This is a genomic window from Mycobacterium sp. Aquia_216, from assembly GCF_026723865.1.
Classification (GTDB): Bacteria; Actinomycetota; Actinomycetes; order Mycobacteriales; family Mycobacteriaceae; genus Mycobacterium.
In genome coordinates this window covers 3,159,505-3,180,844 of sequence record NZ_CP113529.1, presented here as the reverse complement: position 1 = coordinate 3,180,844, position 21,340 = coordinate 3,159,505, and the positions used below count along the sequence as shown (strand labels likewise).

At 65.8% G+C, this 21,340-nt stretch carries 21 protein-coding genes; 10 read left to right on the top strand and 11 right to left on the bottom strand.

What is annotated here, in order from left to right; translation table 11 throughout:
- Positions 1 to 44: 44 nt before the first annotated feature.
- Genes OK015_RS14750 through OK015_RS14730 form a run of 5 tightly spaced genes read right to left on the bottom strand, consistent with a single transcriptional unit; the run spans position 45 to position 4,491 of the window.
- Complete coding sequence (locus OK015_RS14750) at positions 45 to 1,247, bottom strand: thiolase family protein (protein WP_268123868.1); 1,203 nt, start codon at positions 1,245 to 1,247, stop codon at positions 45 to 47.
- Entirely contained in the window at positions 1,244 to 1,699 is a 456-nt protein-coding gene (locus OK015_RS14745) for a MaoC/PaaZ C-terminal domain-containing protein (RefSeq protein WP_268123866.1), read from the bottom strand. The genes OK015_RS14750 and OK015_RS14745 overlap by 4 nt, the downstream gene beginning before the upstream one ends.
- 7 nt (positions 1,700 to 1,706) lie before the next feature.
- Positions 1,707 to 2,207, bottom strand: a complete 501-nt coding sequence (locus OK015_RS14740; RefSeq protein WP_268123864.1) for a MaoC family dehydratase — start codon at positions 2,205 to 2,207, stop codon at positions 1,707 to 1,709.
- The gene (locus tag OK015_RS14735; protein ID WP_268123862.1) at positions 2,200 to 3,309 is read right to left on the bottom strand and encodes an acyl-CoA dehydrogenase family protein; all 1,110 of its coding nucleotides are present in this window, start codon (positions 3,307 to 3,309) and stop codon (positions 2,200 to 2,202) included. Before OK015_RS14735 ends, OK015_RS14740 begins: the two co-directional genes overlap by 8 nt.
- Before the next feature lie 3 nt (positions 3,310 to 3,312).
- Complete coding sequence (locus tag OK015_RS14730) at positions 3,313 to 4,491, bottom strand: acyl-CoA dehydrogenase family protein (RefSeq protein ID WP_268123860.1); 1,179 nt, start codon at positions 4,489 to 4,491, stop codon at positions 3,313 to 3,315.
- A gap of 388 nt (positions 4,492 to 4,879) precedes the next feature.
- On the opposite strand from OK015_RS14730, the gene OK015_RS14725 reads away from it, so the two are divergent.
- Positions 4,880 to 5,068 (top strand): hypothetical protein, encoded by a 189-nt coding sequence (locus OK015_RS14725; RefSeq protein WP_268133179.1) that lies wholly within the window; start codon positions 4,880 to 4,882, stop codon positions 5,066 to 5,068.
- A gap of 39 nt (positions 5,069 to 5,107) precedes the next feature.
- Here OK015_RS14725 and OK015_RS14720 read toward each other — a convergent pair whose 3' ends face one another.
- The gene (locus OK015_RS14720) at positions 5,108 to 7,816 is read right to left on the bottom strand and encodes an FHA domain-containing protein (protein WP_268123858.1); all 2,709 of its coding nucleotides are present in this window, start codon (positions 7,814 to 7,816) and stop codon (positions 5,108 to 5,110) included.
- 137 nt (positions 7,817 to 7,953) lie between these two features.
- On the opposite strand from OK015_RS14720, the gene OK015_RS14715 reads away from it, so the two are divergent.
- Together OK015_RS14715 and OK015_RS14710 are read left to right on the top strand one after the other, a co-directional pair.
- Entirely contained in the window at positions 7,954 to 8,166 is a 213-nt protein-coding gene (locus tag OK015_RS14715; RefSeq protein ID WP_268123856.1) for a hypothetical protein, read from the top strand.
- A 112-nt stretch (positions 8,167 to 8,278) separates the two neighbouring features.
- Positions 8,279 to 9,124 (top strand): SDR family NAD(P)-dependent oxidoreductase, encoded by an 846-nt coding sequence (locus OK015_RS14710; protein WP_268123854.1) that lies wholly within the window; start codon positions 8,279 to 8,281, stop codon positions 9,122 to 9,124.
- A 4-nt stretch (positions 9,125 to 9,128) separates the two neighbouring features.
- Here the strand turns inward: OK015_RS14710 and OK015_RS14705 are convergent, their stop codons facing one another.
- Both OK015_RS14705 and OK015_RS14700 read right to left on the bottom strand, forming a co-directional pair.
- On the bottom strand, positions 9,129 to 9,632 hold the full coding sequence (locus OK015_RS14705) for an isoprenylcysteine carboxyl methyltransferase family protein (RefSeq protein WP_268123852.1): 504 nt from the start codon (positions 9,630 to 9,632) through the stop codon (positions 9,129 to 9,131).
- Positions 9,633 to 9,981: 349 nt separating this feature from the next.
- Positions 9,982 to 10,407: a PPOX class F420-dependent oxidoreductase gene (locus OK015_RS14700; RefSeq protein WP_268123850.1), complete on the bottom strand. Its 426-nt coding sequence runs from the start codon at positions 10,405 to 10,407 to the stop codon at positions 9,982 to 9,984.
- A gap of 175 nt (positions 10,408 to 10,582) precedes the next feature.
- Between OK015_RS14700 and OK015_RS14695 the strand changes: the two genes are divergently transcribed.
- The 3 genes from OK015_RS14695 (at position 10,583) to OK015_RS14685 (ending at position 12,326) form a co-directional block, all read left to right on the top strand.
- Positions 10,583 to 10,765 (top strand): hypothetical protein, encoded by a 183-nt coding sequence (locus tag OK015_RS14695; RefSeq protein WP_268123848.1) that lies wholly within the window; start codon positions 10,583 to 10,585, stop codon positions 10,763 to 10,765.
- An 88-nt stretch (positions 10,766 to 10,853) separates the two neighbouring features.
- Positions 10,854 to 11,297 carry a nuclear transport factor 2 family protein gene (locus OK015_RS14690; protein WP_268123846.1) on the top strand — a complete coding sequence of 148 codons (444 nt, stop codon included), beginning with the start codon at positions 10,854 to 10,856 and terminating at the stop codon, positions 11,295 to 11,297.
- Between the two features lie 147 nt (positions 11,298 to 11,444).
- Positions 11,445 to 12,326 carry an alpha/beta fold hydrolase gene (locus OK015_RS14685; protein WP_442791112.1) on the top strand — a complete coding sequence of 294 codons (882 nt, stop codon included), beginning with the start codon at positions 11,445 to 11,447 and terminating at the stop codon, positions 12,324 to 12,326.
- A gap of 274 nt (positions 12,327 to 12,600) precedes the next feature.
- On the opposite strand, the gene OK015_RS14675 is transcribed toward OK015_RS14685, so the two are convergent.
- Both OK015_RS14675 and OK015_RS14670 read right to left on the bottom strand, forming a co-directional pair.
- Complete coding sequence (locus tag OK015_RS14675) at positions 12,601 to 13,857, bottom strand: haloalkane dehalogenase (RefSeq protein WP_268123842.1); 1,257 nt, start codon at positions 13,855 to 13,857, stop codon at positions 12,601 to 12,603.
- A gap of 62 nt (positions 13,858 to 13,919) precedes the next feature.
- Positions 13,920 to 14,918, bottom strand: a complete 999-nt coding sequence (locus tag OK015_RS14670; protein ID WP_268123840.1) for a GlxA family transcriptional regulator — start codon at positions 14,916 to 14,918, stop codon at positions 13,920 to 13,922.
- Between the two features lie 186 nt (positions 14,919 to 15,104).
- Here OK015_RS14670 and OK015_RS14665 point away from each other — a divergent pair, with 186 nt between their 5' ends.
- The 4 genes from OK015_RS14665 to OK015_RS14650 all read left to right on the top strand — a co-directional run bounded on the left by OK015_RS14665 (position 15,105) and on the right by OK015_RS14650 (position 19,650).
- Positions 15,105 to 16,289: an acyl-CoA dehydrogenase family protein gene (locus tag OK015_RS14665; RefSeq protein ID WP_268123838.1), complete on the top strand. Its 1,185-nt coding sequence runs from the start codon at positions 15,105 to 15,107 to the stop codon at positions 16,287 to 16,289.
- A gap of 12 nt (positions 16,290 to 16,301) precedes the next feature.
- Complete coding sequence (gene bphC, locus OK015_RS14660; RefSeq protein ID WP_268123836.1) at positions 16,302 to 17,210, top strand: biphenyl-2,3-diol 1,2-dioxygenase; 909 nt, start codon at positions 16,302 to 16,304, stop codon at positions 17,208 to 17,210.
- The gene (locus OK015_RS14655; RefSeq protein ID WP_268123834.1) at positions 17,207 to 18,673 is read left to right on the top strand and encodes an FAD-dependent oxidoreductase; all 1,467 of its coding nucleotides are present in this window, start codon (positions 17,207 to 17,209) and stop codon (positions 18,671 to 18,673) included. Before bphC ends, OK015_RS14655 begins: the two co-directional genes overlap by 4 nt.
- Positions 18,674 to 18,792: 119 nt before the next feature.
- Positions 18,793 to 19,650: an IclR family transcriptional regulator gene (locus OK015_RS14650; RefSeq protein ID WP_268123832.1), complete on the top strand. Its 858-nt coding sequence runs from the start codon at positions 18,793 to 18,795 to the stop codon at positions 19,648 to 19,650.
- A 36-nt stretch (positions 19,651 to 19,686) separates the two neighbouring features.
- Here OK015_RS14650 and OK015_RS14645 read toward each other — a convergent pair whose 3' ends face one another.
- Entirely contained in the window at positions 19,687 to 21,255 is a 1,569-nt protein-coding gene (locus OK015_RS14645) for a GMC family oxidoreductase (protein WP_268123830.1), read from the bottom strand.
- Between the last annotated feature and the right edge of the window lie 85 nt (positions 21,256 to 21,340).

Below are 21,340 nucleotides of genomic sequence, written 5' to 3'. Positions count from 1 at the left end.
CCGGCGTGGGCTCGGGAATCGGGCGGGGTTCGGTACTCAAGGCGTCAGTCCCCCCGCATGATCAGCGCGACCTGCTCGCTCATGATGCCGCCGTTGCCGGTGACGAACGCGGTGTGGCAGTCCCGAACCTGGGTGTCGCCGGCGCGTCCCATGACCTGCCGCGCGCCGTCGACCACATGGTGCATGCCGCCTGCCATACCGGCCTGACCGAACGACAGCTGACCGCCGGCCGTGTTCAGCGGGAAGTCACCGCGGTGCGTGAGATCGTGGCCGGCAACCCACGACATGCCGTCGCCCTTGGCGCAAAAACCGGCATCTTCCAGACTCATCAGCACCGTGATCGTGTAGCAGTCGTAGATCGACGCGACGTCTACATCGGGTCGGCCCAGCCCGGACATCGCGAACGCGTTGTCGGCAGCGCGCACGATCGGGGTGTGCAGCAAGTCGTCGGCGTAGGTCGGAGTCTTGAACGCGATGTGCTCACCGAAGCCTTTGATCCACACCGGGCGATGGCGGCCTCGGCGTGCGATGTCGGCGTTGGTGAGCAGGACGCCCGCTCCCCCGTGCACGCGCATTACCGTTTCCAGCATGTGGATCGGGTCGGCGATCATCGGACTGGCCAGAACGTCGTCGACGGTGATCGGGGTACCGTGAAAAACCGCGCCCGGGTGCGCACACGCGTTGGCGCGTTGGTCGACCGCGATCTTGGCCACCGCGGCGGGGTCGTACCCGAACTCCGCGGCGTAGCGCGCAGCGATCTGTGCATACGGCGCGTTCTGGCCAAGGTTGCCGTACGGGATTTCGAACTCGGCCTGCGGCGAACCGTAGTTATTCGATGATGCCCCAAACCAATTCGGGGCAGGCGCCGGGCGGTGCTGCGATTGTGGGACCGATGCCGACCCGGGTACCACGGCGAGCACCGCATCGCAGATACCGAGTTCGATCGCGGCGGCTGCCCTCCAGATCATCCCTGCGGACGTCGCCCCGCCCAGATCCACGCGCTCGCCGAAATCCAGAGCTAGGCCAAGGTATTCGCACAGTGTCGCCGGGGCGAACATCGCCGATTCGGCCACGCCATGGGTGAGCAGGCCGTTGATGTGTGCCGGATCCACACCGGCGTCTTCGACCGCCATCTTCGCGAGCACCGCGTACTGGTCGAGGGTGAATAGCGCGGGCCCGGTCGGACGGCGCTGTGCCGGCAACTCCGCGATCCCGACAATGGCTGCTTCACCGCGCAATCCCGTCACGACGGAGTTCCGCTGATGTTTTGTCGAAGGGGCAGCTCGACTGTCGCGGTTCCTGGCATCAGCACGGTGTCCTCGCGGCGGCCCACGATGTCGAGGTCCACCAGTCCGGCACCGTCCGTCAGGCGCTTGCCGGTGACCACGCCGCCGAAAGTCAGCTGCTCGCCCGGCAATGCGGTTGCCCGGTTCTGCACCGAGAACGACACCAGCCGGCCGCGACCGCCGATCCAGTCACCGATTGCGCGGGCCAGCAGCGCCGCCTGCAGCGGGCCGTGGACCAACACGTTGTCGTAGCCTTCGACACCGCGTGCCCACTCTTTGTCGTAGTGGATGCGGTGACCGTTGTAGGTCGCGGCACTGAAGAAGAACAATTGGGTTTCGTCGGCGGTGACGGTCAGTGTGGGAATCTGCTCACCGACGCCGATGTCGTCGTAAAACACTTGCTGATGCGGCATGGAATTCCTAAGGTCGCGCGATCATCGACGTCGAGGCTTCGGCGACCAGCTCGCGGTGCTGATTGCGGTACACCGTGTGCCAGGCGACCAGGACGAAATTGCCTGAACGACCCTGCTTTTCCACGATCGACTCGATGGTGCGGACCATCTCGATCTCGTCGCGGTGATAAGCCGGCAAATGAAAGGTGAAGCTCTCGCCGCCGGCCATCCGTTTCGGCGCGCGGGGAAACGCGAGACTGCCCGAAGCCGCGCCCGAGGAACCATCAGGCCGCAGCCCCTCGAGGCGAGTGACGCCGAGCACGGCGTACTGCAGGAAGAGCGGCGGGCAGATGACGTCACGAAAGCCGTTGGTGCGAGCGTAATCCGAATCGAAATACAGCGGATTATGATCCCCGACCGCCGCCGCCCAGCGCTGCCAATCACGTCTGTTCACCTCACCCGTCGCGGTCGCGGCGACGGTACCCACTCGCGACGCAGACTCGGCGTCGATCAGGGTGTCCTCAGTCACGAGTTTCCTCCAGCCAGGCCGCGGCGACGTCTGCTCCGCCTCCGAGAGTGGAACCGAGCCTTGCCCGTTCGGTCCACAAGTGCAGGTCGGTCTCGGTCACGTAGCCAATCCCGCCGTGCAACTGATGCGCGTCCAGCGTGACCAGCCGGGCTGCCGTGGCGGCATGCATGCGCGCGATGGCCGTTCGTCGAGTCGCCGTCTGTCCCCTCGCGATCCAAAAGACCGCGGAATGCGCAGCCAATCGCGCTGCGGCCAAGGCGATGTGCATGTTGGCGATCAGGTGTTGGGCCGCTTGGAAAGAGGCGATCGGGCGGCCGAACTGGTGGCGCAGCTTGGTGTACTCGACAGTGCGGTCCAGCACCGCTTGGCCGATACCGACCAGGTCGAGTGAACCCAAGGCCACGGCCGCATTGGCCAACCGGCGCAGCGCCACTCGGGGCTGATCGGCGCCGTCGAGTAGCGCTTCGGCGCCGACGCGGACATCGTCGAACCGCACCGCGAACGCTCGGTACCCGCCTGCCATGGCCAGCGGCGCCATGCTCACCCCGACCGCTCGGGCTTCGACGGCGAATGTGAGTGCGCGCTCGGATGCTGCGGCGGACACCACGATCAAGTCGGCGGTGTCGGCGTCGCCGACATAGTCCGCAACCCCGTTGAGCAGCCATCCGGTCGAGACGGGATCGGCTCGCAGCACAGCCGAGACATCGGCGGCGTCACGCGTGTTCCACAACGCGGTGGTGCCGCGAACGGTCCCGCTTGCCAGCGGCGGCAGCCACGCGGCCTTGACGTCCGGCGAGCCGAGTAGGTCAATCGCCAGCGTCGCCGCAATGGTGCTGTACACCGCCATCGGACACAGCCCGTGGCCGGCCGCGGTGGAGAAGACCGCGAGATCGTCGAGCGAGCCACCCGAACCGCCGTACTCCTCGGCCACGGCGAGCCCGAAAACACCGGCGTCGGCCAATGCCTTCCACAGCGCGGGGGTGCTTCGATCGGCGCCCGGTTCGTCAAGGCTCCGCACCAGGGTGACCGGGCACTCCGCGGACAGCAAGGCTCGCACCGACGCGGCGAACTCGCGTTGCTCAGCGGTGGGAATCACCTTCATGCATCACCGTCCATAGGAAGGCATTCCGTGGCCGCGCTGGCCGATGACGTCACGCAGAACCTCATTGGTGCCCCCACCGAAACGCATCAAGGGGGCAGTCCGGTACAGCCGTTCGAATTTGCCTGCCAGAGGTGCATTTTCGCTGCGATGCGCCAGTAGGCCGTCCGGACCGAGCAGATCGAGCGCCAGATCGGCGATGCGCTGGCGCAGCTCGCTGGTGAAGACCTTCTCGACGCTGACCTCCACGCTGGGAATTACGCCGCCATCCAGGATCGAGGCCGCCTCGTAACCCATCAGGGTCGCGACCTCGACGTCGGCTTCGGCCCATGCGAGGCGACGGCGAAGGCCCGCGTCGTGAGCCGGCACCGAACCGTCGCGGCGCGGACTGCGGGCGAGTTCCCGCAATTCGTCGACGGCGCGACGCAGATCCCCGGCATTGGTCAGCGCACCGCGTTCCAGATCGAGCGCCCCGGTGATGTAGGTCCAGCCGCGGTCGGCCTCACCTACCAGATTCGCGACGGGGACCCGCACGTCATCGAAACGCACCTCGTTGGTGCGATAGCCCGACCAGGCGTACAGCGGTCGGATTTCGACGCCCGGGCTGTCGATCGGCACGATGATGACCGAAATCCCGCGATGGCGAACGCTGTTCGGGTCGGTGCGCACACACAGCCACTCGTGGGTGGCACGCTGTGCCCCGCTGTTCCAGATCTTGCTGCCGTTGATCACCCAGAATTCGCCATCGCGTGTCGCACGGGTGCGCAGGCCGGCCAGATCCGTTCCGGCTTCGGGCTCGGAATAGCCGACAGCGCAGATCATTTCGCCTCTGGCGATCAGCGGGAGCCATTCGGTCTTGTTCTGCTCGGTGCCGTGCCGCATGATCATCGGCGCTACCGAGGTGACCGTGAGGTCGGGTCCGGGCACGCCCCAGTACTCGAACTCGCTCATCAACAGGTGTTGATACACCGCGCCGAATCCGAGGCCTCCGTACTCGCGCGGCCAGTTGAGCCCGAACCAGCCCCTGTCGCCGATCTTGCGGCGAAATCGGGCCACTTCGCCGTTGGGGAATTCGAGATCGTGCTGGGCCAGCTCGGCTCGCAATTCGCCGGTGACGTTTTCGGAAAGGAATTCGCGAACCTCGCTCAGCCACGCGCGTTGGCCGGCGTCGAGTTCGAAATCCATTCCGGCCCCTTTGCCCTTACATCCAACCGCGTCAGCGTAACGCCGCTGCGAGGTTTTCCCCCGCCGTTTCGCACTGAGATTACGCGCGGCACCGCTCGCGCTTGGCACGCCCCGCGGACAGCGTCATCGATGTGTCGGCGTCGAATTGTCACCGAGCAGCCGGATGCCGCCGCGCGGATCGAGTTGGGTCATGTCGGCCATGACGCGGGCCGCTGCGACGGAGCCGAGAGGACGTTAAGACGTTGGCTCTAGCCAACTTTCGGGCGAGACGTTCGCCTGGCCCGCTCCCACCGAGCGACTCGGCCTGTTAAAACGCTGTCAAACTCCCGTTAAAACCCCTCCGCCGCATCGCGGAAATGGCGCCGGGCTGCGATGATCTTGAAATTGGGTGATCGAAAATTCGGGAGAAATGATGCCCACCATCGAGACGCGTCTCCGCCAGGAGTTACGCAACTATGCCGTCGAATTGCGTCAGCTCGCGTACACCCTGCCCCACGGGGTCGGCGAACACGATCTCCTGCGACTGTCCGACCGGATGCACGCCGCGGCCGAGCAGGTAGTCCGCAAGGGGGCCTAGGCCACCCACTCGGGGTCGCTGACCCCCACTGTCGAGTGCTCAGCGCCCGCCTTTGAGGCGAATCTTCCAGCGCACAAAGGTCAGGTAAGCGATGCAGAGTACGACCAGCATGCCGGTGTCCAACCACCACGCGCTGGCCGTGTGACGCCAATGGGAGTCCTTCGGCGACACCGGGCCTGGCACCAACTGGTTGAGGTCGGCGGTGGACGCCGATGCCGCAAACCCCCATCTCGCCGGGGTTGCCCAGGACATCTGGTCCAGCCCCATGCGCCCGGTGACCGGAATCATGCCGCCGGAGAACACTAGTTGCGACATGACCGCGACCACCAGCAGGGGCATGATCTGGTCGTTGGACTTCGCCACCGACGACAACAACAGCCCGAGCATCGCCGAGGCGACGGTCGTCGCGGCGACATCGACGAAAAGCTCCAGCGGAGCCTGCCCCAACGCCGCGGCGCCCCGTGTCGGTCCGCCCTTGCCCAGCAGCGTGATGACGGTGACGATGCCCGACTGCACGACCGCGAACACGGTATAGACGCAGACCTTCGCCAACAGGTACGCCGATGTGGAGAGGCCGACCGCCTGCTCTCGCAAGAAGATGGCGCGCTCGCCGATAAGATCTCGGATCGTCAACGCGGTCCCCATGAACACCGCACCGACATTGAGCAGCACCAGAATCTGCCCCGGCTCATTGGGCGCAGAGCCCATCGGATTCGGCGTGCCGAAGCCCACGTCCCCCGGCACGGACATCGACAGCGAACCCATGATGAACGGCAACAGTGCCAGGAAGACGAAATAGCCTCGGTCGGAGACGATCAACCGAACCTGGCGTCGGGCGATGGTGGAAAACTGCCGCAGCAGGCTGGTGTGGGACGGATCGCCGATCTCGGCCGGCTTCTCCGCCGGCGGTGGCGGCGGCTGCGGACCGGTCCGCGCTAGGTACTGGGCCTTGGCTCCCTCGGGATCCCCCGCGACCGAACTGAAGATGTCGGCCCAGTTGGTCGTGCCCATGGCGGCGCCGATCTGGGCCGGCGGCCCGCAGAACGCCGTCTTGCCGCCGGGAGCCAACAACAAAACCTGGTCGCAGACGTCCAGGTAGGTCAACGAGTGGGTGACCACGAGCACGACGCGACCGGCGTCGGCCAGCTGCCGCAGCATGGTCATGACCTGTCGGTCCAGCGCCGGGTCCAGACCGGACGTCGGCTCGTCGAGGATCAGCAGCGACGGCCCGGTCAGCAGCTCCAGTGCCACCGACGCCCGCTTGCGCTGGCCGCCGGAGAGCTTGTCTACCCGGGTCTGTAAATGCTGGGTCATCTCCAGCTCTTCGAGCACCCGGGCGACCACTTGCTCGCGGTCATCCTTGGTGGTGTCCGGCGGCAGCCGCAGTTCGGCGGCGTACCCCAGCGCCTGTTCGACGGTGAGCTGACCATGGACGACGTCGTCCTGTGGGACCATCCCGATCCTGCTGCGCAACGAGGCGTATTCGGCGTGGACGTTGTGGCCCTCGAACGTCACCGTGCCCTTGGTGGGGTGGGTATAGCCGGCCACCAGCCGGGCGAACGTCGACTTGCCTGCGCCGGACGGACCGATCACCGCCGTGAGCGTTCCGGGACTGGCGCTCAACGAGATGTCGTCCAGCAGGGTCTTGTTGTTTTCGATCGTCCACGTCACCCCGCGCACGTCCAGACCACCGAGCCGAGTCTGCGCCGCGGTGTCGGCATCACGGCGGGCCAGCGTGCCGCCGGCGAACACGAGGTCGATGTTGCCGATCGTGACGACGTCACCGTCCGTCAGGAGCGCCGAGTCGACGCGGGCACCGTTGACGAAAGTGCCGTTGATGCTGCGGTTGTCATGAATTTCCGTGCCGTCCGGCGTCGGGATCAGGGTGGCGTGGTGGCGCGACGCCAGCACCTCGGGAATGACGATGTCGTTGTCGTTGGCCCGGCCGATTTTGATCGCGCCCGGTGCGTCGGCGTCCGCCCTGCCCGGCCGCAGAATCTTCATCATCGATGTCGCGAGGTTCGAGGCGTCGCCACTGACGCGGCCCGTCATGGCGGTCGGCGGATCCGCGAGCGCAGCCGGGGAAACCGGTACGGGCTGGGCCCGGTAAATGTGCGGCGTCGACACCGGGCCGCTGCTCGGTCCCGCCGGTGGCGGCGCGGTCGGGTGCTGCGGGTGCGACCCGGTCGGATGGCTCGGCTGCGATCCCGTCAGATGGGGCGGCTGCGATCCCGTCGGATAGGTCGGCAGTGGCCCCGACGGTGGGCCGGATTGGGGCGCACTCGGTGAATACGACGGCATCGGTCGCGATGGGCTCACCGGCGGCTGGGGAGGCCATACCGAGCCGGTCGGCGGACGTCCCTGCGCCAACCGTGGATCGGGCGATGCGGTGGAAATCGGGATCGACGTCGTCAGCGGCGGGGTCCCGGCCGAACCCCGATGACGACCGACCTCGAAGGTCAACGCCGGCCCGTCCGGGTTACCGATATTGATCCGCTGGCCGTCCTGGATGTCGACGGCCGGTACCCGGCGGTTGTTGACGTACAGACCATTGAGGCTGCCGTTGTCGATGGCGACCCACCGGCCCTGATCAAAGCGCAACACCAGGTGGATGCGGGAGATCAGCGGATGCGCGACACGGACGTCTGCCCGCAAGTCACGCCCGATGACCACATCGTTACCGGGTGCAAAGGTCCGTTCGGATCCCTCGTACCGCACGGTCAGCACAGGCGGGGCTGGTCGGCTCACGAGGCCACTGTATCGGCGTCGGATCGGATCCGGGGCACTGTCACCGGTACGGATTACCCGCTGTGTCGTGTTAACGAACGAAGACGCGGACCATTCGAAGCGGTTTTGATCGCCATGTCGGGGGTAACCCCGCTCGCATGGACGAAAACGGTGGCTCGTTCCCCGACGACGTTCCCCTGGCCGATGCCGTTGAGCAACAACGCGCGATCAGCGACTCGCGGTCCGGTGAGGACGATGCGACGGATTTTCAAGCCGACATCGAGGTTCCCTTGGAGGCAACGGATTCCGACTGGCGAGAGCAGCAGGAGACGGTCTCCACCGAGCCGGAATACGACGAACCCCAGCGATAGTAATTCCGTGGCGTTAACCACCTTGTCCACTGAATACACTGCAGCCCAACATATTTCGTGATCGGCCGACCTCGATGCGAATCGATCTCGGCGAGTACCCGAAGATGTGAGTATGGAGCACGCAACTCAGGCCGGCGCGATGCTGGCCGAGCGGGTCGCGGTGGTGACGGGTGGCGGTGGCGGCATCGGCGCGGCAACTGCGCAGTTATTCGCCCAACACGGCGCCGAAGTGGTCATCGCCGACATCGATGCCGAGCTCGCGGGACGAACAGCCGCTGAGATCACGGCGTCGGGCGGGTCGGCCCAGCCGATTGTCACCGACGTGCGAGACGTCGATCAGGTCGCCGCCCTCGCGCGATCGGTGCTGGACCGGTTCGGCCGAATCGACGTGTTGGTCAACAACGTCGGTCACTGGCTGCGTCATCCGGGCAATTTCGTCGACACCGACCCGCAGTTCTGGGACGAGCTCTACCGGATCAACTTGCACCACGTCTTCCTGGTCACTCGCGCGTTTCTGCCCGCGATGATCGACCAACATCGCGGCTCGATCGTCAACGTCTCCTCCGTCGAAGGGTTGCGCGGCTACCCCGAGGATCCGGTCTATGCCGCCTTCAAGGCTGCCGTCATTCATTTCACCCGCAGCCTTGCGGTTCAGGTGGGCCGTGACGGCGTCCGAGTCAACGCGATCGGCCCCGACGTCACCGAATCGCTGCAGGTGCCCTACGCGCAGTGGTTGTCAGCCGAGGAACAGGCGCAGTGGCCGCAGTGGGTTCCGGCCGGACGGATGGGGGTGCCCGAGGACCAGGCTCGCGTGATCCTGTTTTTGGCGTCGGACCTGTCGGCCTTCGTCACGGGCCACACCATCCCGACCGACGGCGGCACCGGCGCGGCGGGCGGATGGTTTCGCTCGTCGCGGCGAGCCGACCGGGAGTGGACGAACCGGCCCCTCGCGCCTTAGCCGCTCAGACATAGGCCAGTGCGGCGTTCTCCAGACGGATCCGCTCGTAGAGCACCAACGCGTTGGCGAAGGTGAACGCGATCGCGGTCAGCCACGCCGAATGGATCAGCGGCAGCGCCGCCACCTCCGCCACCACCGCGATGTAGTCGGGGTGCCGCACCCATCGATACGGGCCGTGCCGAACCAGCGGCGCATCCGGGATCACGATGAGTCGCGGATTCCAGCGCTTGCCCAAGGCCGCCGCACAGCGCCAGCGGACAACGCAGCTGAGTACGACGACGGCAACCATCGGCCATCCCAGCCAGGGAATGAACGGTCGTCCCAGGGCCCAGACTTCCACCGGACAAGACATCAGCAGCAACGCATGCACGCTGACCATTGCCGGGTAATGGTCGGTGCCGAGTTCCTTGCCCCCGTGCGCGATCGACCATTGAGCGTTGCGATGCGCGAACACGAGACCGATCAGGCGTTCAACGCCGATGATCGCGATAAACAGGTAGTAGTACACGACTTCTCCCCCTTCCCCAGCGAGACGACATGCGAACTCGCCTATGGCACGTCGACGCGCCCTCGACGGTTCAGCAACCAGGGCGAGCGTGAACCGACCCACGCCACGAGTCAGATGGCCGGCACGGCTTCGAATCGCACTTTGATCTCCGTCGGAGACGCCCTTCGGGCAGCGATGCCACGGCTGCATACGGCGTCACGAATGCCGGTGACACTGCCGGCTGCGACATGAATCTCCAAGCCGCACATGGCTTCACAGCGGACAGGTCCGCAGATGCTTGCCGTCATCGCCGGGTTTCATCGACCCGCTCTGTTGCGCTACTCGGATAGCGGAAGTGGCGAAGTTCGGGTCAGGCCGCCCAGGGGCCGAAGCCGCCGACCTTTTCGATGCGAATGCGGTTGAGGTATCCCGACGGCGCGTCGTCGGGCGGGAACTTCACGTTCGGGTCGCCGAGGACCGAGTGGAGCTCCTTGAGCAGCTCGGGGGCACCGCCTTCGACGATCCGCGCGGTCCCGTTGATGGACAGGTACGGCCGCGGCCGTACCCCCTGGTCGTCCACCGCCACGATCGTGACGGCGACCCGCGGGTCCTTGCGGATGTTGCGCAGCTTTTTGTAGTCGGCCAGGTGCGCGCTGACCAGCTCGTCGCCGTCCGGCGTCGACTGCAACGCAACCCAGACCAGGCTGACCTGGGGGCTACCGTCGGGATTGATGGTGACCAGGGTGGCGTCTACGCCCTTGCCGAGGAAGTTTCGTGCGGCGTCGTTGAGTTCCATGCGTTGTTCTACCGCGTGGCGCCACAATTCATTCCCGGTCAGCACGCCGGCGTGGGCGCTATTACTTGAGAGAGATTTGAATCTGACAAGTTGCCTATACATCGGCGGCGCGGCAGCCCTAACGTCAAGGACGACCTGAACACCTGCCCCAGGACCCAGAGCCGGAAGCGCGGCCATGACCGATCAGCAGCCCCCGATGAACATCGAATACCTCCGTCGTGAAGTGCTCGCGCGGATAGACGCCCACCCACTCGACGATTGGTCCCCCGCTCTACTGCGGGCAGTGATAGCCGTCTTCGACCTGAACGGGGTCACACCCCAGCCCCTACAGCGCTTCCGGCCCCGCGTCGTCAAGTAAGCGCACGAGCGTTATCCATGCACCCGGTCCGCCTGACTAAGGTGCTAGGCGATACGCGGTACCTGCGGTCGGGTGAGGAGTCACGGCGATGGAGATCTGGGAGCTGGTGGCCCGTGAGCAGATCCGCGATACGCTCGCCCGATACAACTGGTCGGGCGATGCCGGCCGGCTCGACGGGCTGGCCGAGACGTTCTGCGCGGACGGCGTTCTCGAGGTTCGCGGCGCCGCGCCACTGCGCGGTCGAGCCGAGATCATGGCGTTCCTCGGCGGTGTCACCGGGAAGATCGCGGTCGACGCGGAGGTCAAACCGGTCGTTCGGCACAACGTCGCCAACATCCTGTTCACCTCGTTGACTCCCGACGCGGCGCAGGTCTCCTCCTACTTCATCGTGGTCACCCATATCGGGCTCGACCACTTCGGCCGCTATCGCGACACCCTGGTGCCCGACGGTGCCACCTGGCTGCTCAAGCACCGCAAGGTATCGACGGACTGGGCGGCCGCCGACTCCGCCATGGCACGGCCCAAAGCTTGAACCCTTGGCGCACGGCCGCTTTCAGCGCGCGCGTGTGCGTCCTGGGCGCCCTGGGCGCGCACTCGAGGCCGTCCACGCACACTCAAAGCCGTCCGCGCCTACCGCTCAGCGGAACACCACTCACGCGCTTTCCGGCGACATGGCAGGGTGACATGCGTGGCAACTACTTCTCCAGCAACCGTCGAGCACGATCTGCGTGAAATCAGCACCCCGAAGGGCGCTTTGCGCTACTACGACTGCGGCCCGGATTCGGCTCCGGTGCTGCTGTTCCTGCACGGCTCCGGGCCCGGCGTCACCGGCTGGCGTAACTTCCGCGGGATTCTGCCCACGTTCGCCGACCACTTCCGCTGCCTGATCCTGGAATTTCCCGGCTTCGGGGTCACCGACGACTTGGGCGGCCACCCGATGGTCACCGCATTCGGCATCGTTTCGCCTTTCCTCGACGCCCTGGAAGTCGAAAAGGCCCACATCGTCGGCAACTCGATGGGTGGCGGTGTCGGCATCAACTTCGCGATCCAGAATCCGGACCGCGTCAACCGACTGGTGACCATCGGCGGGATCGGCACCAATATCTTCAGCCCCAGCCCCAGCGAGGGCATCCGGCTGTTGCAGGAGTTCGTCGAGGATCCGACTCGGCAGCGGCTGGTCGACTGGCTCAAGTCGATGGTGTACGACCAGGGCCTGGTGACCGACGAGCTCGTCGAGGAACGCTGGCAGCTGGCCACCGATCCCGTCACGCTGGACGCCGCGCGCCGGATGTATGGCAAGGCGGCGTTCGCCGCGATGAACTCCGCGATGAGCGCGTCGGACCGGCCGTTCCCGTGGGCGGTCATGCACAAAGTCGCCGCCCCGACGCTGCTGACGTGGGGCCGAGACGATCGGGTGAGCCCGCCGGACATGGCGTTGATCCCGATGCGCACCATCCCCAACGCGGAGCTGCATATCTTCCCCAACTCGGGGCACTGGGCCATGATCGAAGCCAAGGCGGCGTTCGAAAGCACGGTCCTGAGCTTCCTGTCCCGCGGTTAAGCGGCTCCCGCAAGGCCTTTCGTCGCCATGGCGTGCGCTTCGGGGTTGCCGTCGAGAACCCGGCTGGTGCGGGTGGTGATCTGCCGCCGCTCGGCAACGCGCCGCAGCGCGAAATGGTGCCAGTTGACCGGACTCCGCGAATTGGTCCACGGAGGATGAGAGCTGGGGACAAGTCAGGGTCTCATGCACAGAGACCTCGGTGCTTTGAACTGTCAAGTCGTCAGAGATTGGCCGAGCCTGCGGCTTGCGTGAGGCGCGAGCTGGGTTGGTTCTTTTAGCGTTGTGTTGCCTCCAAAGCCGTGAGCCAGCGCTTCAGTCCGTCGCCGAGGGCGTGCGGGTCGTCCAGAGGTGTCCAGTGCAGCCCTTGCACCTCGGTGACGGTCAGATTCGGGAAGGTGCCGATGGTGTCGCGTCGGCGCCCACCGACCATTTCTATGCCACCTGGCGTGCCGGCCAGGTGCTGTTTGGGGATGGGAGTTTCGGCCAGCCACGCCGCTTGTTGTTCGAGGACGCGACGTATCTCGGTGTCATCGTCGCCGAAGGGCACCGACCGGGGCCAGTCCAGTGTGGGGCGACGGTCTTCGCCGGGATTGGCATAGGGCCGCACGATCTCGTCCCATTCCTGGTGGGTCAGCACGCGAAGCATGTTGTCGCGTGCGGTGTTAATGAAAAAGTTGTGGTTCAGGACATCTTGGCCGCCTTCCGGGGTGCGCAGGTATTTGAATCCGTCCCGCACCATGGCGGGCCAGTCCGACCAGTCGAATGGCGGAAGCAGGGCTTCGCTGAATACGAGTGCCCGCACGCGTTGTTCATGTTTCATCGCCCAGTCGAAGACGAGGTTGGCTCCCCAGTCGTGACCCACCAACACGACACCGTCGCCGAGCTCCAGGGCGTCCAGTAGTCCGCTGAGATAACGGGCGTGGGTGTCGAAGCTGTACGTTCCATCGCCCTTCGGGGGCAGTTTGTCGGAGTCACCGGCACCGATCAGGTCCACGGCGATGGCGCGATGATTGTCGGCGATGTAGGGAATGACGTTGTGCCACAGGAACGACGACATCATGTCGCCGTGGACGAACACGACCGGCATGCCCTCGCCTTCCTCGATATAGGTCATGGTGTGACCGTTGACGGTGGCGGACTTCTTCGCATACCTCGAAACCGGCGCGATCGCCGGCCCTTGCCGTTGCGCCGGCTGCAGCAGGACGTTTTTCATCAATGCGCCGGCTGGGGTGAGGGCGGCACCGCTGACGTTGATCTGGTCGAAGTAGTCATACCAGCCTGAGGCGGCGATGCCGGCCTCGAAGAGGCGTTGTATTTGCACGTCGGGTACTCGGTAGACGCTGAAGAAGTCGTACGCCGCTCGGCGGTCGGTGTCGAGGTCGTTGACGCCGTAGCCCAAGACCTCCACCCCTTGGGCTTGTAGGCCCACCAGCGCCCCGGCAAGCCGCCCGACGAACGATTCGCGTTCGGCGACGCCCAGGTCGATCCACTCCTGGCGGTACTTGTACAGCTCGACGAAAATCTGTTGCACAGCAAGCCCTTTCGTTGTTTTATACGCCTGTGTGGTTGACCACAGATGCGGAGGTCGGTGAACTAGGTCGCCGAGGGGGTAAACCGTTGGCGGTATTCACGCGGGGTGGTTCCCAGCCGGCTGCGAAACAGTCGGTAGAGGGTTTCCGCCGAACCCAGGCCGCTTTCGGAGGCGATGCGCGCCGGTGTTAGATCGGTGCGCTCCAGCAGGCGGCGCGCATTCTCGATCCGCATCCGCTCGACGAACTCGCCGGGGGTCACCCCAACATCGGCGTGGAATATCCGGGCGAGGTGACGGGGCGTCACCGCCACCCGGCTCGCCAAGGCGGCCACCGACAGGTCTTCGCTCAGATGGGAAGAGATCCAGCGCCGCAACTCGGCGAGATCGGCGCGGTTTCCGGCCGGTACCGAGAGTGCGGCGCTGAATTGGCTTTGTCCGCCGGGTCGTTGCACATACATCACCATGAATTGCGCAACCTTCAGGGCGATCTCGTCGCCGTGGTCGTCGCCGACCAGGGCGAGCGCCAGGTCCATCGAGGCGGTGATCCCCGCGCTGGTCCACATCCGCCCGGACCGGACGAAGATGGGGTCGGGGTCGACTTCGATCATCGGGTATTCGGCGGCGAGCTGGGCGGCAGTGCCCCAATGGGTGGTCGCGCGATGACCGTCGAGCAAGCCGGCCGACGCGGCGATATGGCTACCGGCGCACACGGCCGCGATACGAGCAGCCGCCGAACCGTGCTCGCGCAGCCAGCTGGTCACGGGCTCGTCGACGACCGGGACGGGGTGGCCTTCAGGTGTCACATCGACGCGGCCGGTCACCACGACGGTGTCGGGTCGTTCACGTAGCTCCCCGAAAGTCTGGTCGACGTGCACGCGCAGGCCGGAAAACGTCGGCACGACCTCGCGGTCACTGGCGATCACCCGCACGTCGTAACGCGGCGCGCCCGCTGGCAGCGCGAGGTTGGCCATAGCAAACACCTCGGCCGGGCCAGCGACGTCCACCGCATCGACACCCGGAAATACCGTGACGACGACCAGGTGCGAAGGCTCCGCGTTCATACGTTCAGCATCACGAGCGGCCAGACTGTCCGCAATGACGAATTACTGTCACAAAAGGACATCGTCCAACTATTGCAAGGTCAACCGGACCGGCCGAGAACGTCCGCCCGCTCATCGGGATTTCCTTGGGGACGAGCGGGGACTGCGGTAGACCATTACATAGCCCACACACGTAAGGACAACGATATGAGCGACCGGGTACTCGACCGGGTAGTGGCCATGGCCGACCAGTTGCGCGACCAGGCCGCCGAAGCCGAACGAATCGGCCGGCTCACCGACGACACCGTGAAGCTGATGAAGGGCGCCGGCCTGATCCGGCTGCTGCAGACCAAGCAATACCAAGGCTTCGAGGTGCACCCGCGCGAGTTCGCCGAAACGACGATGGCCACCGCGGCGCTGGATCCTGCCGCCGGCTGGATCGTCGGTGTGGTGGGGGTGCACCCCTACCAGTTGGCCTACGCGGACCCGAAAGTCGCCGCCGAAATCTGGGCCGACGATGTCGACACGTGGATGGCCTCCCCGTACGCGCCGCAGGGTGTGGCCAAACCCGTCGACGGCGGCTTCATCTTCAACGGCCGCTGGCAGTTCAGCTCGGGCACCGACCATTGCGACTGGATCATCCTGGGCGCGATGCGCGGCGACGAGAAGGGCATTCCGTTGATGCCGCCGCAGATGCTGCACATGATCCTGCCGCGCAAGGACTACGAGATCGTCGAGGACTCGTGGAATGTGGTGGGGCTGCGCGGAACCGGCTCCAAGGACGTCATCGTCTCCGACGCGTTCGTCCCGAGCTACCGGACCATGGACGCGACGAAGGTGATGGACGGCACCGCCCAACGTGAGGCGGGCATGACCGAGCCGCTGTATCTGATGCCGTGGTCGACGATGTTCCCGCTGGGCATCTCCGCGGCGACCATCGGCATCGCCGAGGGAGCGCTCGCCGCGCACCTGGACTATCAGCGGGAGCGAGTCGGCGCGACGGGAACCGCAATCAAGGACGACCCCTACGTCATGCACGCGATCGGCGAGGCCGCCGCCGACATCAACGCCGCCCGCCAGGAACTGCTGGCCAATGCAGACCGAATCTATGACATGGTCGCGGCCGGCAAGGAGGTGTCGTTCGCCGACCGGGCGGCCGGGCGCCGCACGCAGGTTCGCGCGGTATGGCGCGCGGTAGCGGCGGTCGACGAGATCTTCGCTCGCTCGGGCGGCAATGCATCGCGGATGGACAAACCGCTGCAACGGTATTGGCGCGACGTGCACGTCGGCCAGATGCATGCCATCCACGTCCCCGGAACGACCTACCATGCGGCGGCACTAAGCTCGCTGGGCGTCGAACCGCCCGAGGGTCCGCTGCGGGCGTTGATCTGAGCAGGAGTTGCCGTGAGCGATCTGAAAAGCCTGGGCTACATCACCATCTCGACCAACGACATCGACCGCTGGCGCCGCTTCGCATTCGGCGTCCTGGGTTTCGCCGAAGGTAAGGGTCCCGATGAGTCCGCGCTCTACCTGCGGATGGATGAGCGCGCGGCGCGACTGATCGTGGTGCCGGGTCAAACCGATCGGGTGCTCACCATCGGCTGGGAGGTGCGCGACCACCCGGCGCTGCAGCGGATCAAATCCGCTCTCGACGGGGCCGGGGTGCCGTTCAAGCAGTTGTCCGTCGAGGAGGCCGAGGCTCGCCGGGTGGAAGAGGTGATCACTTTCGAGGATCCGGCCGGCACCACGCTCGAGGTGTTCCACGGTGCGGTGCTTGATCACAGCCCGGTGGTCGCCCCGTTCGGGGCGAGGTTCGTCACCGGCGATCAGGGCCTAGGCCATGTGGTGGTGCCCGCGATGGATCCCAACGGGGTGTTCGACTTCTACACCGAGGTCCTCGGTTTCCTGTCCCGCGGCGCATTCCGGGTGCCGTTGCCGAAAGAGTTTGGCCCAGTGCGGGTTCGCTTCCTCGGCATCAACGAACGCCACCACAGCCTGGCGATCGTGCCGGCCGCGCATATGCGCGACCCACGCCTGGTCCACATCATGGTCGAGGCCGACACTCTCGACGCGGTGGGCCAGGCGCTGGACCGGGTCAACGCCGAGGGCTTCCAGTTGTCGTCCACGCTCGGCCGCCACACCAATGACAAGATGATCTCCTTCTACGTCCGGGCACCCGGCGATTGGGATATCGAGTTCGGCACCGAAGGCATGCGGGTCGACGAAAACCATTACACGGCCGAGGAAATCACCGCAGACAGCTACTGGGGCCACCAGTGGGTCGGCGAAATGCCCGCGGCGATGCGGCTATGACACCCGAATCCGACGTCACGCCCGTCGCGGCGTCCTCGATCACCACGTGGGACCACGAGGCCGATGTCGTCATCGCCGGTTACGGCGTCGCGGGCGCGGCGGCCGCGGTCGAAGCGGTCCGCTCCGGCGCCGACGTGTTGGTGCTCGAACGCACCGGTTCCTGGGGCGGCGCGGCGGCGATGGCCGGCGGGTTCATCTACCTCGGTGGTGGCACTCCGCTGCAAAAGGCCTGTGGTTTCACCGATTCCGTGGACAACATGGCGGCATTCCTGAATGTGGCGATGGGACCGGGTGCCGACGAAAACCGGATCGCCGATTACTGCGCCGGCAGCGTCGCGCATTTCGAGTGGCTCGTCGGATGCGGCGTGCCGTTCAAGGCGGAGTTCTTTTCCCAGCCCGGCTGGGAGCCGATGGGCGATCAGGGGTTGATGTACAGCGGCGGCGAAAACTCCTATCCGTTCAACACCATCGCCTCCCCGGCGCCGCGCGGACACGTGCCGCAGATGCAGAACAAAAAGCAGGGCGAAGCCAGCGCCGGCTACATGCTGATGAAGCCGCTGGTCGAAACCGCTACCTCAGCGGGCGCACGCGCACTGTACGACGTGCGGGTGCAGTGTCTGATCGTTGAGTCCGACGGCAGGGTGGTCGGCATCCGCGCCCGCCGGTACGGCACGGAGATGATGATCCGGGCGCGCACCGGGGTGGTGCTCGCGACGGGAAGCTTCGCCTACAACGACGCGATGGTGGCGCGCTACGCACCCCGGATCGCGGGCCGCCCGGCCGCGTCGATCGAGCAGCACGACGGACAGGCGATCCGGATGGCGCAGGCGCTGGGCGCCGATCTGGCCCATATGGACGCCACCGAGGTCGCGATCTTCATCGACCCGCAGCAGCTGGTGCGCGGCATCCTGGTCAATGGCCGCGGTCAGCGCTACGTCGCCGAGGACACCTACCCCGGCCGCATCGGGCAGCTCACGCTCTACCACCAGGACAACATCGCCTACCTGATCATCGACGACGACGCCCAGCAAGAGGCGATGGGCTCGTGGTCACCCAAGTTCATGCTGCGGCAGCCGACCTGGGTGGCCGACGATGTGGCGGATTTGGAGCACGATATCGGCTTGGCGCGCGGTTCACTGCAGGCGACCGTCGCTGCCTACAACGACGGCGCCGCACGCGGTGAGGATCCGTTGCTGCACAAGAAGCCGGAGTGGATCAAGCCGATCGGTAGCCCGGTCGGCGCGATCGACCTGCGCGAGAACACCGGTGGTTTCACCTTAGGCGGGCTGGCCACCACTCTGGACGCAGAGGTGCTGCACGTCAGTGGCGAACCCATTCCGGGGCTCTTCGCCGCGGGCCGTTCGACCGCTGGACTGGCCGCTTGGGGTTATGCCAGCGGCGTGTCACTCGGTGACGGCAGTTTCTATGGACGCCGTGCCGGGCGGTCGGCGGCCAAAGGCTGATCAGCCCTGGTTCGCGCGGGCCTTTCCTTGCCGCATGGAGTGTGACAGCGGCCACAACTGTGTGGTACAAACAGATATTCCTAATAGGAATATGTCAGCCAGATAGCCGTGGAGGACCGATGTCAGGGACCGTGCGCTCCGTCGCGACCGCCGAACCAAGCACGCCCACGGCCGTCATCGACCGCATCTCGCTGCTCCTCGACGCGTTCGACGGACCGGGACGGCTGACGCTGGCCCAGATCGTCCGGCGCACCGGTCTGCCACGCTCCTCCGCGCACCGGATGCTGGAACGCCTGGTGCAGCTGCGCTGGCTGCGCCGCACCGGACGCGACTACGAGCTCGGCATGCGCCTGGTGGAACTCGGTTCGCTCGCCGTGCATCAGGACCGCCTGGTGCGAGCGGCCGGCCCACTGTTGAACGAATTACACCGCGCCACTGGACTTGTCGCGCACCTCGCGGTGCTGGACGGACCTGACGTGGTCTACCTGGACAAGGTCGGCGGCCGGATGGCCGACGCCATTCCCACCCGGGTCGGCGGACGGCAACCCGCGCACTGCACCGCCGTGGGCAAGGCGATCCTGGCCTACGGCGACCAGGCGCACGTCGATCTGCAGGTTCGCAAGACCAAGTACTCGGTCTGCACCAGCTCGCAGTTGACCGCGGAATTGGCCAAGGTGCGCGCCCACGGTGTGGCCTTCGAGCGCGAGGAGTCGTTACTCGGATTCGGCTGTGTCGCAGCGCCTATCGGCGTTCCGGGTGAGGCCCAAGAAGTATTGGCCGCGGTGTCGGTCTGTGGCCCGATGACGCGCATGATGTTCGATCAGCGGCTCACCGCGCCGGTGCGCATGACGGCCATGGGCATCTGGCGCAACGTCGAGGACGGCCCCCGGCGGGTTGCTCCGACCCTGCAGCCGCTGCGGCCCCTGCTCCCCCCGTCGCACGCTCCCGCGCCGCGGGCCGCCTTGCGGTACGCATGAATCCCTTCGCCGGCGCCGACGGCCGTTTTTACCTGCTCACCCAACCAGAGTCTGTCGGGTCGGAGATGCTTGCGGCACAACGGTATCCAGCGCCCCACCGGGGGCGATAAGCTCGGCTGCGCGTTCGGCGATCCCCAGTACCGCCGCATTCGTCGGCGCCGATACCAGCGAGGGCATCACCGACGCATCGACAACCCGCAGACCCTCAACTCCGCGCACCCGCAATTCTGGATCGACCACCGCAAGGTCATCGGTACCGATTCGGCACGTGCCGGCCAGGTGGAAGAAGGAATCCGTGCTGCGTCGCAGGAACGCGCGGCATTCCTCATCGCTGCGCACTTCTGCGCCGGGAAGAAGTTCAGTACCGCGCCACGGCGTCAACGCAGCGCTATGAGCGATGTCGCGGGCCAGCCGTAACGCCACGACCATCCGATCGATATCGATCTGTTCACGCAGATATCCGGGGTCGATCAACGGCGAATCAAACGGGTCCGGGCCACCCAGGCGCACCGACCCCCGACTCATCGGTCGCACTACCGAAAACGCCACGGACAACCCCGGACTCGCACCCTGCCAATGCGGTTCGATGGCCGCTTCGGCAAATATCACCAACACATCGGGTTCAGCGTGCTCGTCGCTGCGGGTTAGCAGATGAGGCCGGCGGAAGGGGGTTTCCTCGGCGGAGCGCATAGCGCTATAGGACACCCACGCGAAAGGATGATCGTGCAGATTCTCGCCGACACCGGGGAGGTCGACAACGACTGGCACACCGTGTTTGCGCAGTTGTTCGGCTGGGCCGATTCCCGACAACATGAGCACCTTTGGCGAGCCGATCGCGCCCGCGCACACGATGACTTCGCGTTCTGCATAGATGTCGTGACTGTGGCCGTCTTTCGTGTATCGGGCGCCACGACAACGCGAACCGTCCATCACCAGTTGCCGCACGTAGGCGTCGGTCACGACGGTGAGATTGGGTTCCGAGAGCACGGCTCCCAAGTAGGCGTCGGCCGCGCTCTGCCGCTTGTTCGCGACGACATTCTGTTCCAGCCACGAAACACCCTCTGCCTCTCTCCCGTTGGGGTCGGCGCTTTCCGGGTAGCCGGCATCGACCATTGCTTGATACACCGCTTGCGCAAGGGAATTCGCCGCCGGAAGTTCCCCTACCCGCATGGGACCCGCTGTCCCCCGGACTTCGGGATCCCGGCCGTCGGCGCGCTCACTACGTTTGAGGTAGGGCAGCATCGTCTGGTAATTCCAGCCAATGGCGCCGTGTTGTTCCCAGGCGTCGTAGCTTGAAGCATGCCCTCGCAGGTGAACAAGGCCGTTGATGCTGCTGGATCCGCCGAGTACCTTCCCACGCGGGCAGCCGAGAACCGCACCGTCGAGCCCGGCCTGGGCAGTGGTGTTGAACGCCCAGTCCACCGGGGATCTCCACAATCCCATCGCGTCGAGGGGGTTCCCGCTGTACATAACGTCCGGTCCGCTGCCGGGTCCGGCTTCCAGTACCGCTACCCGCATTCCCGTGCGCTCGACCAGACGGGTAGCCATCACGCATCCAGCCGATCCGCCACCGATCACGAGATAGTCGACGGTGTTGTCAACCATGAAACTCCTTCATTGCAAAGGGAATTGCACCGAGCGATCGGTATCCATTGAGCCGGTGCTCGGCGGGTGCAGTCAAGGCCACGGG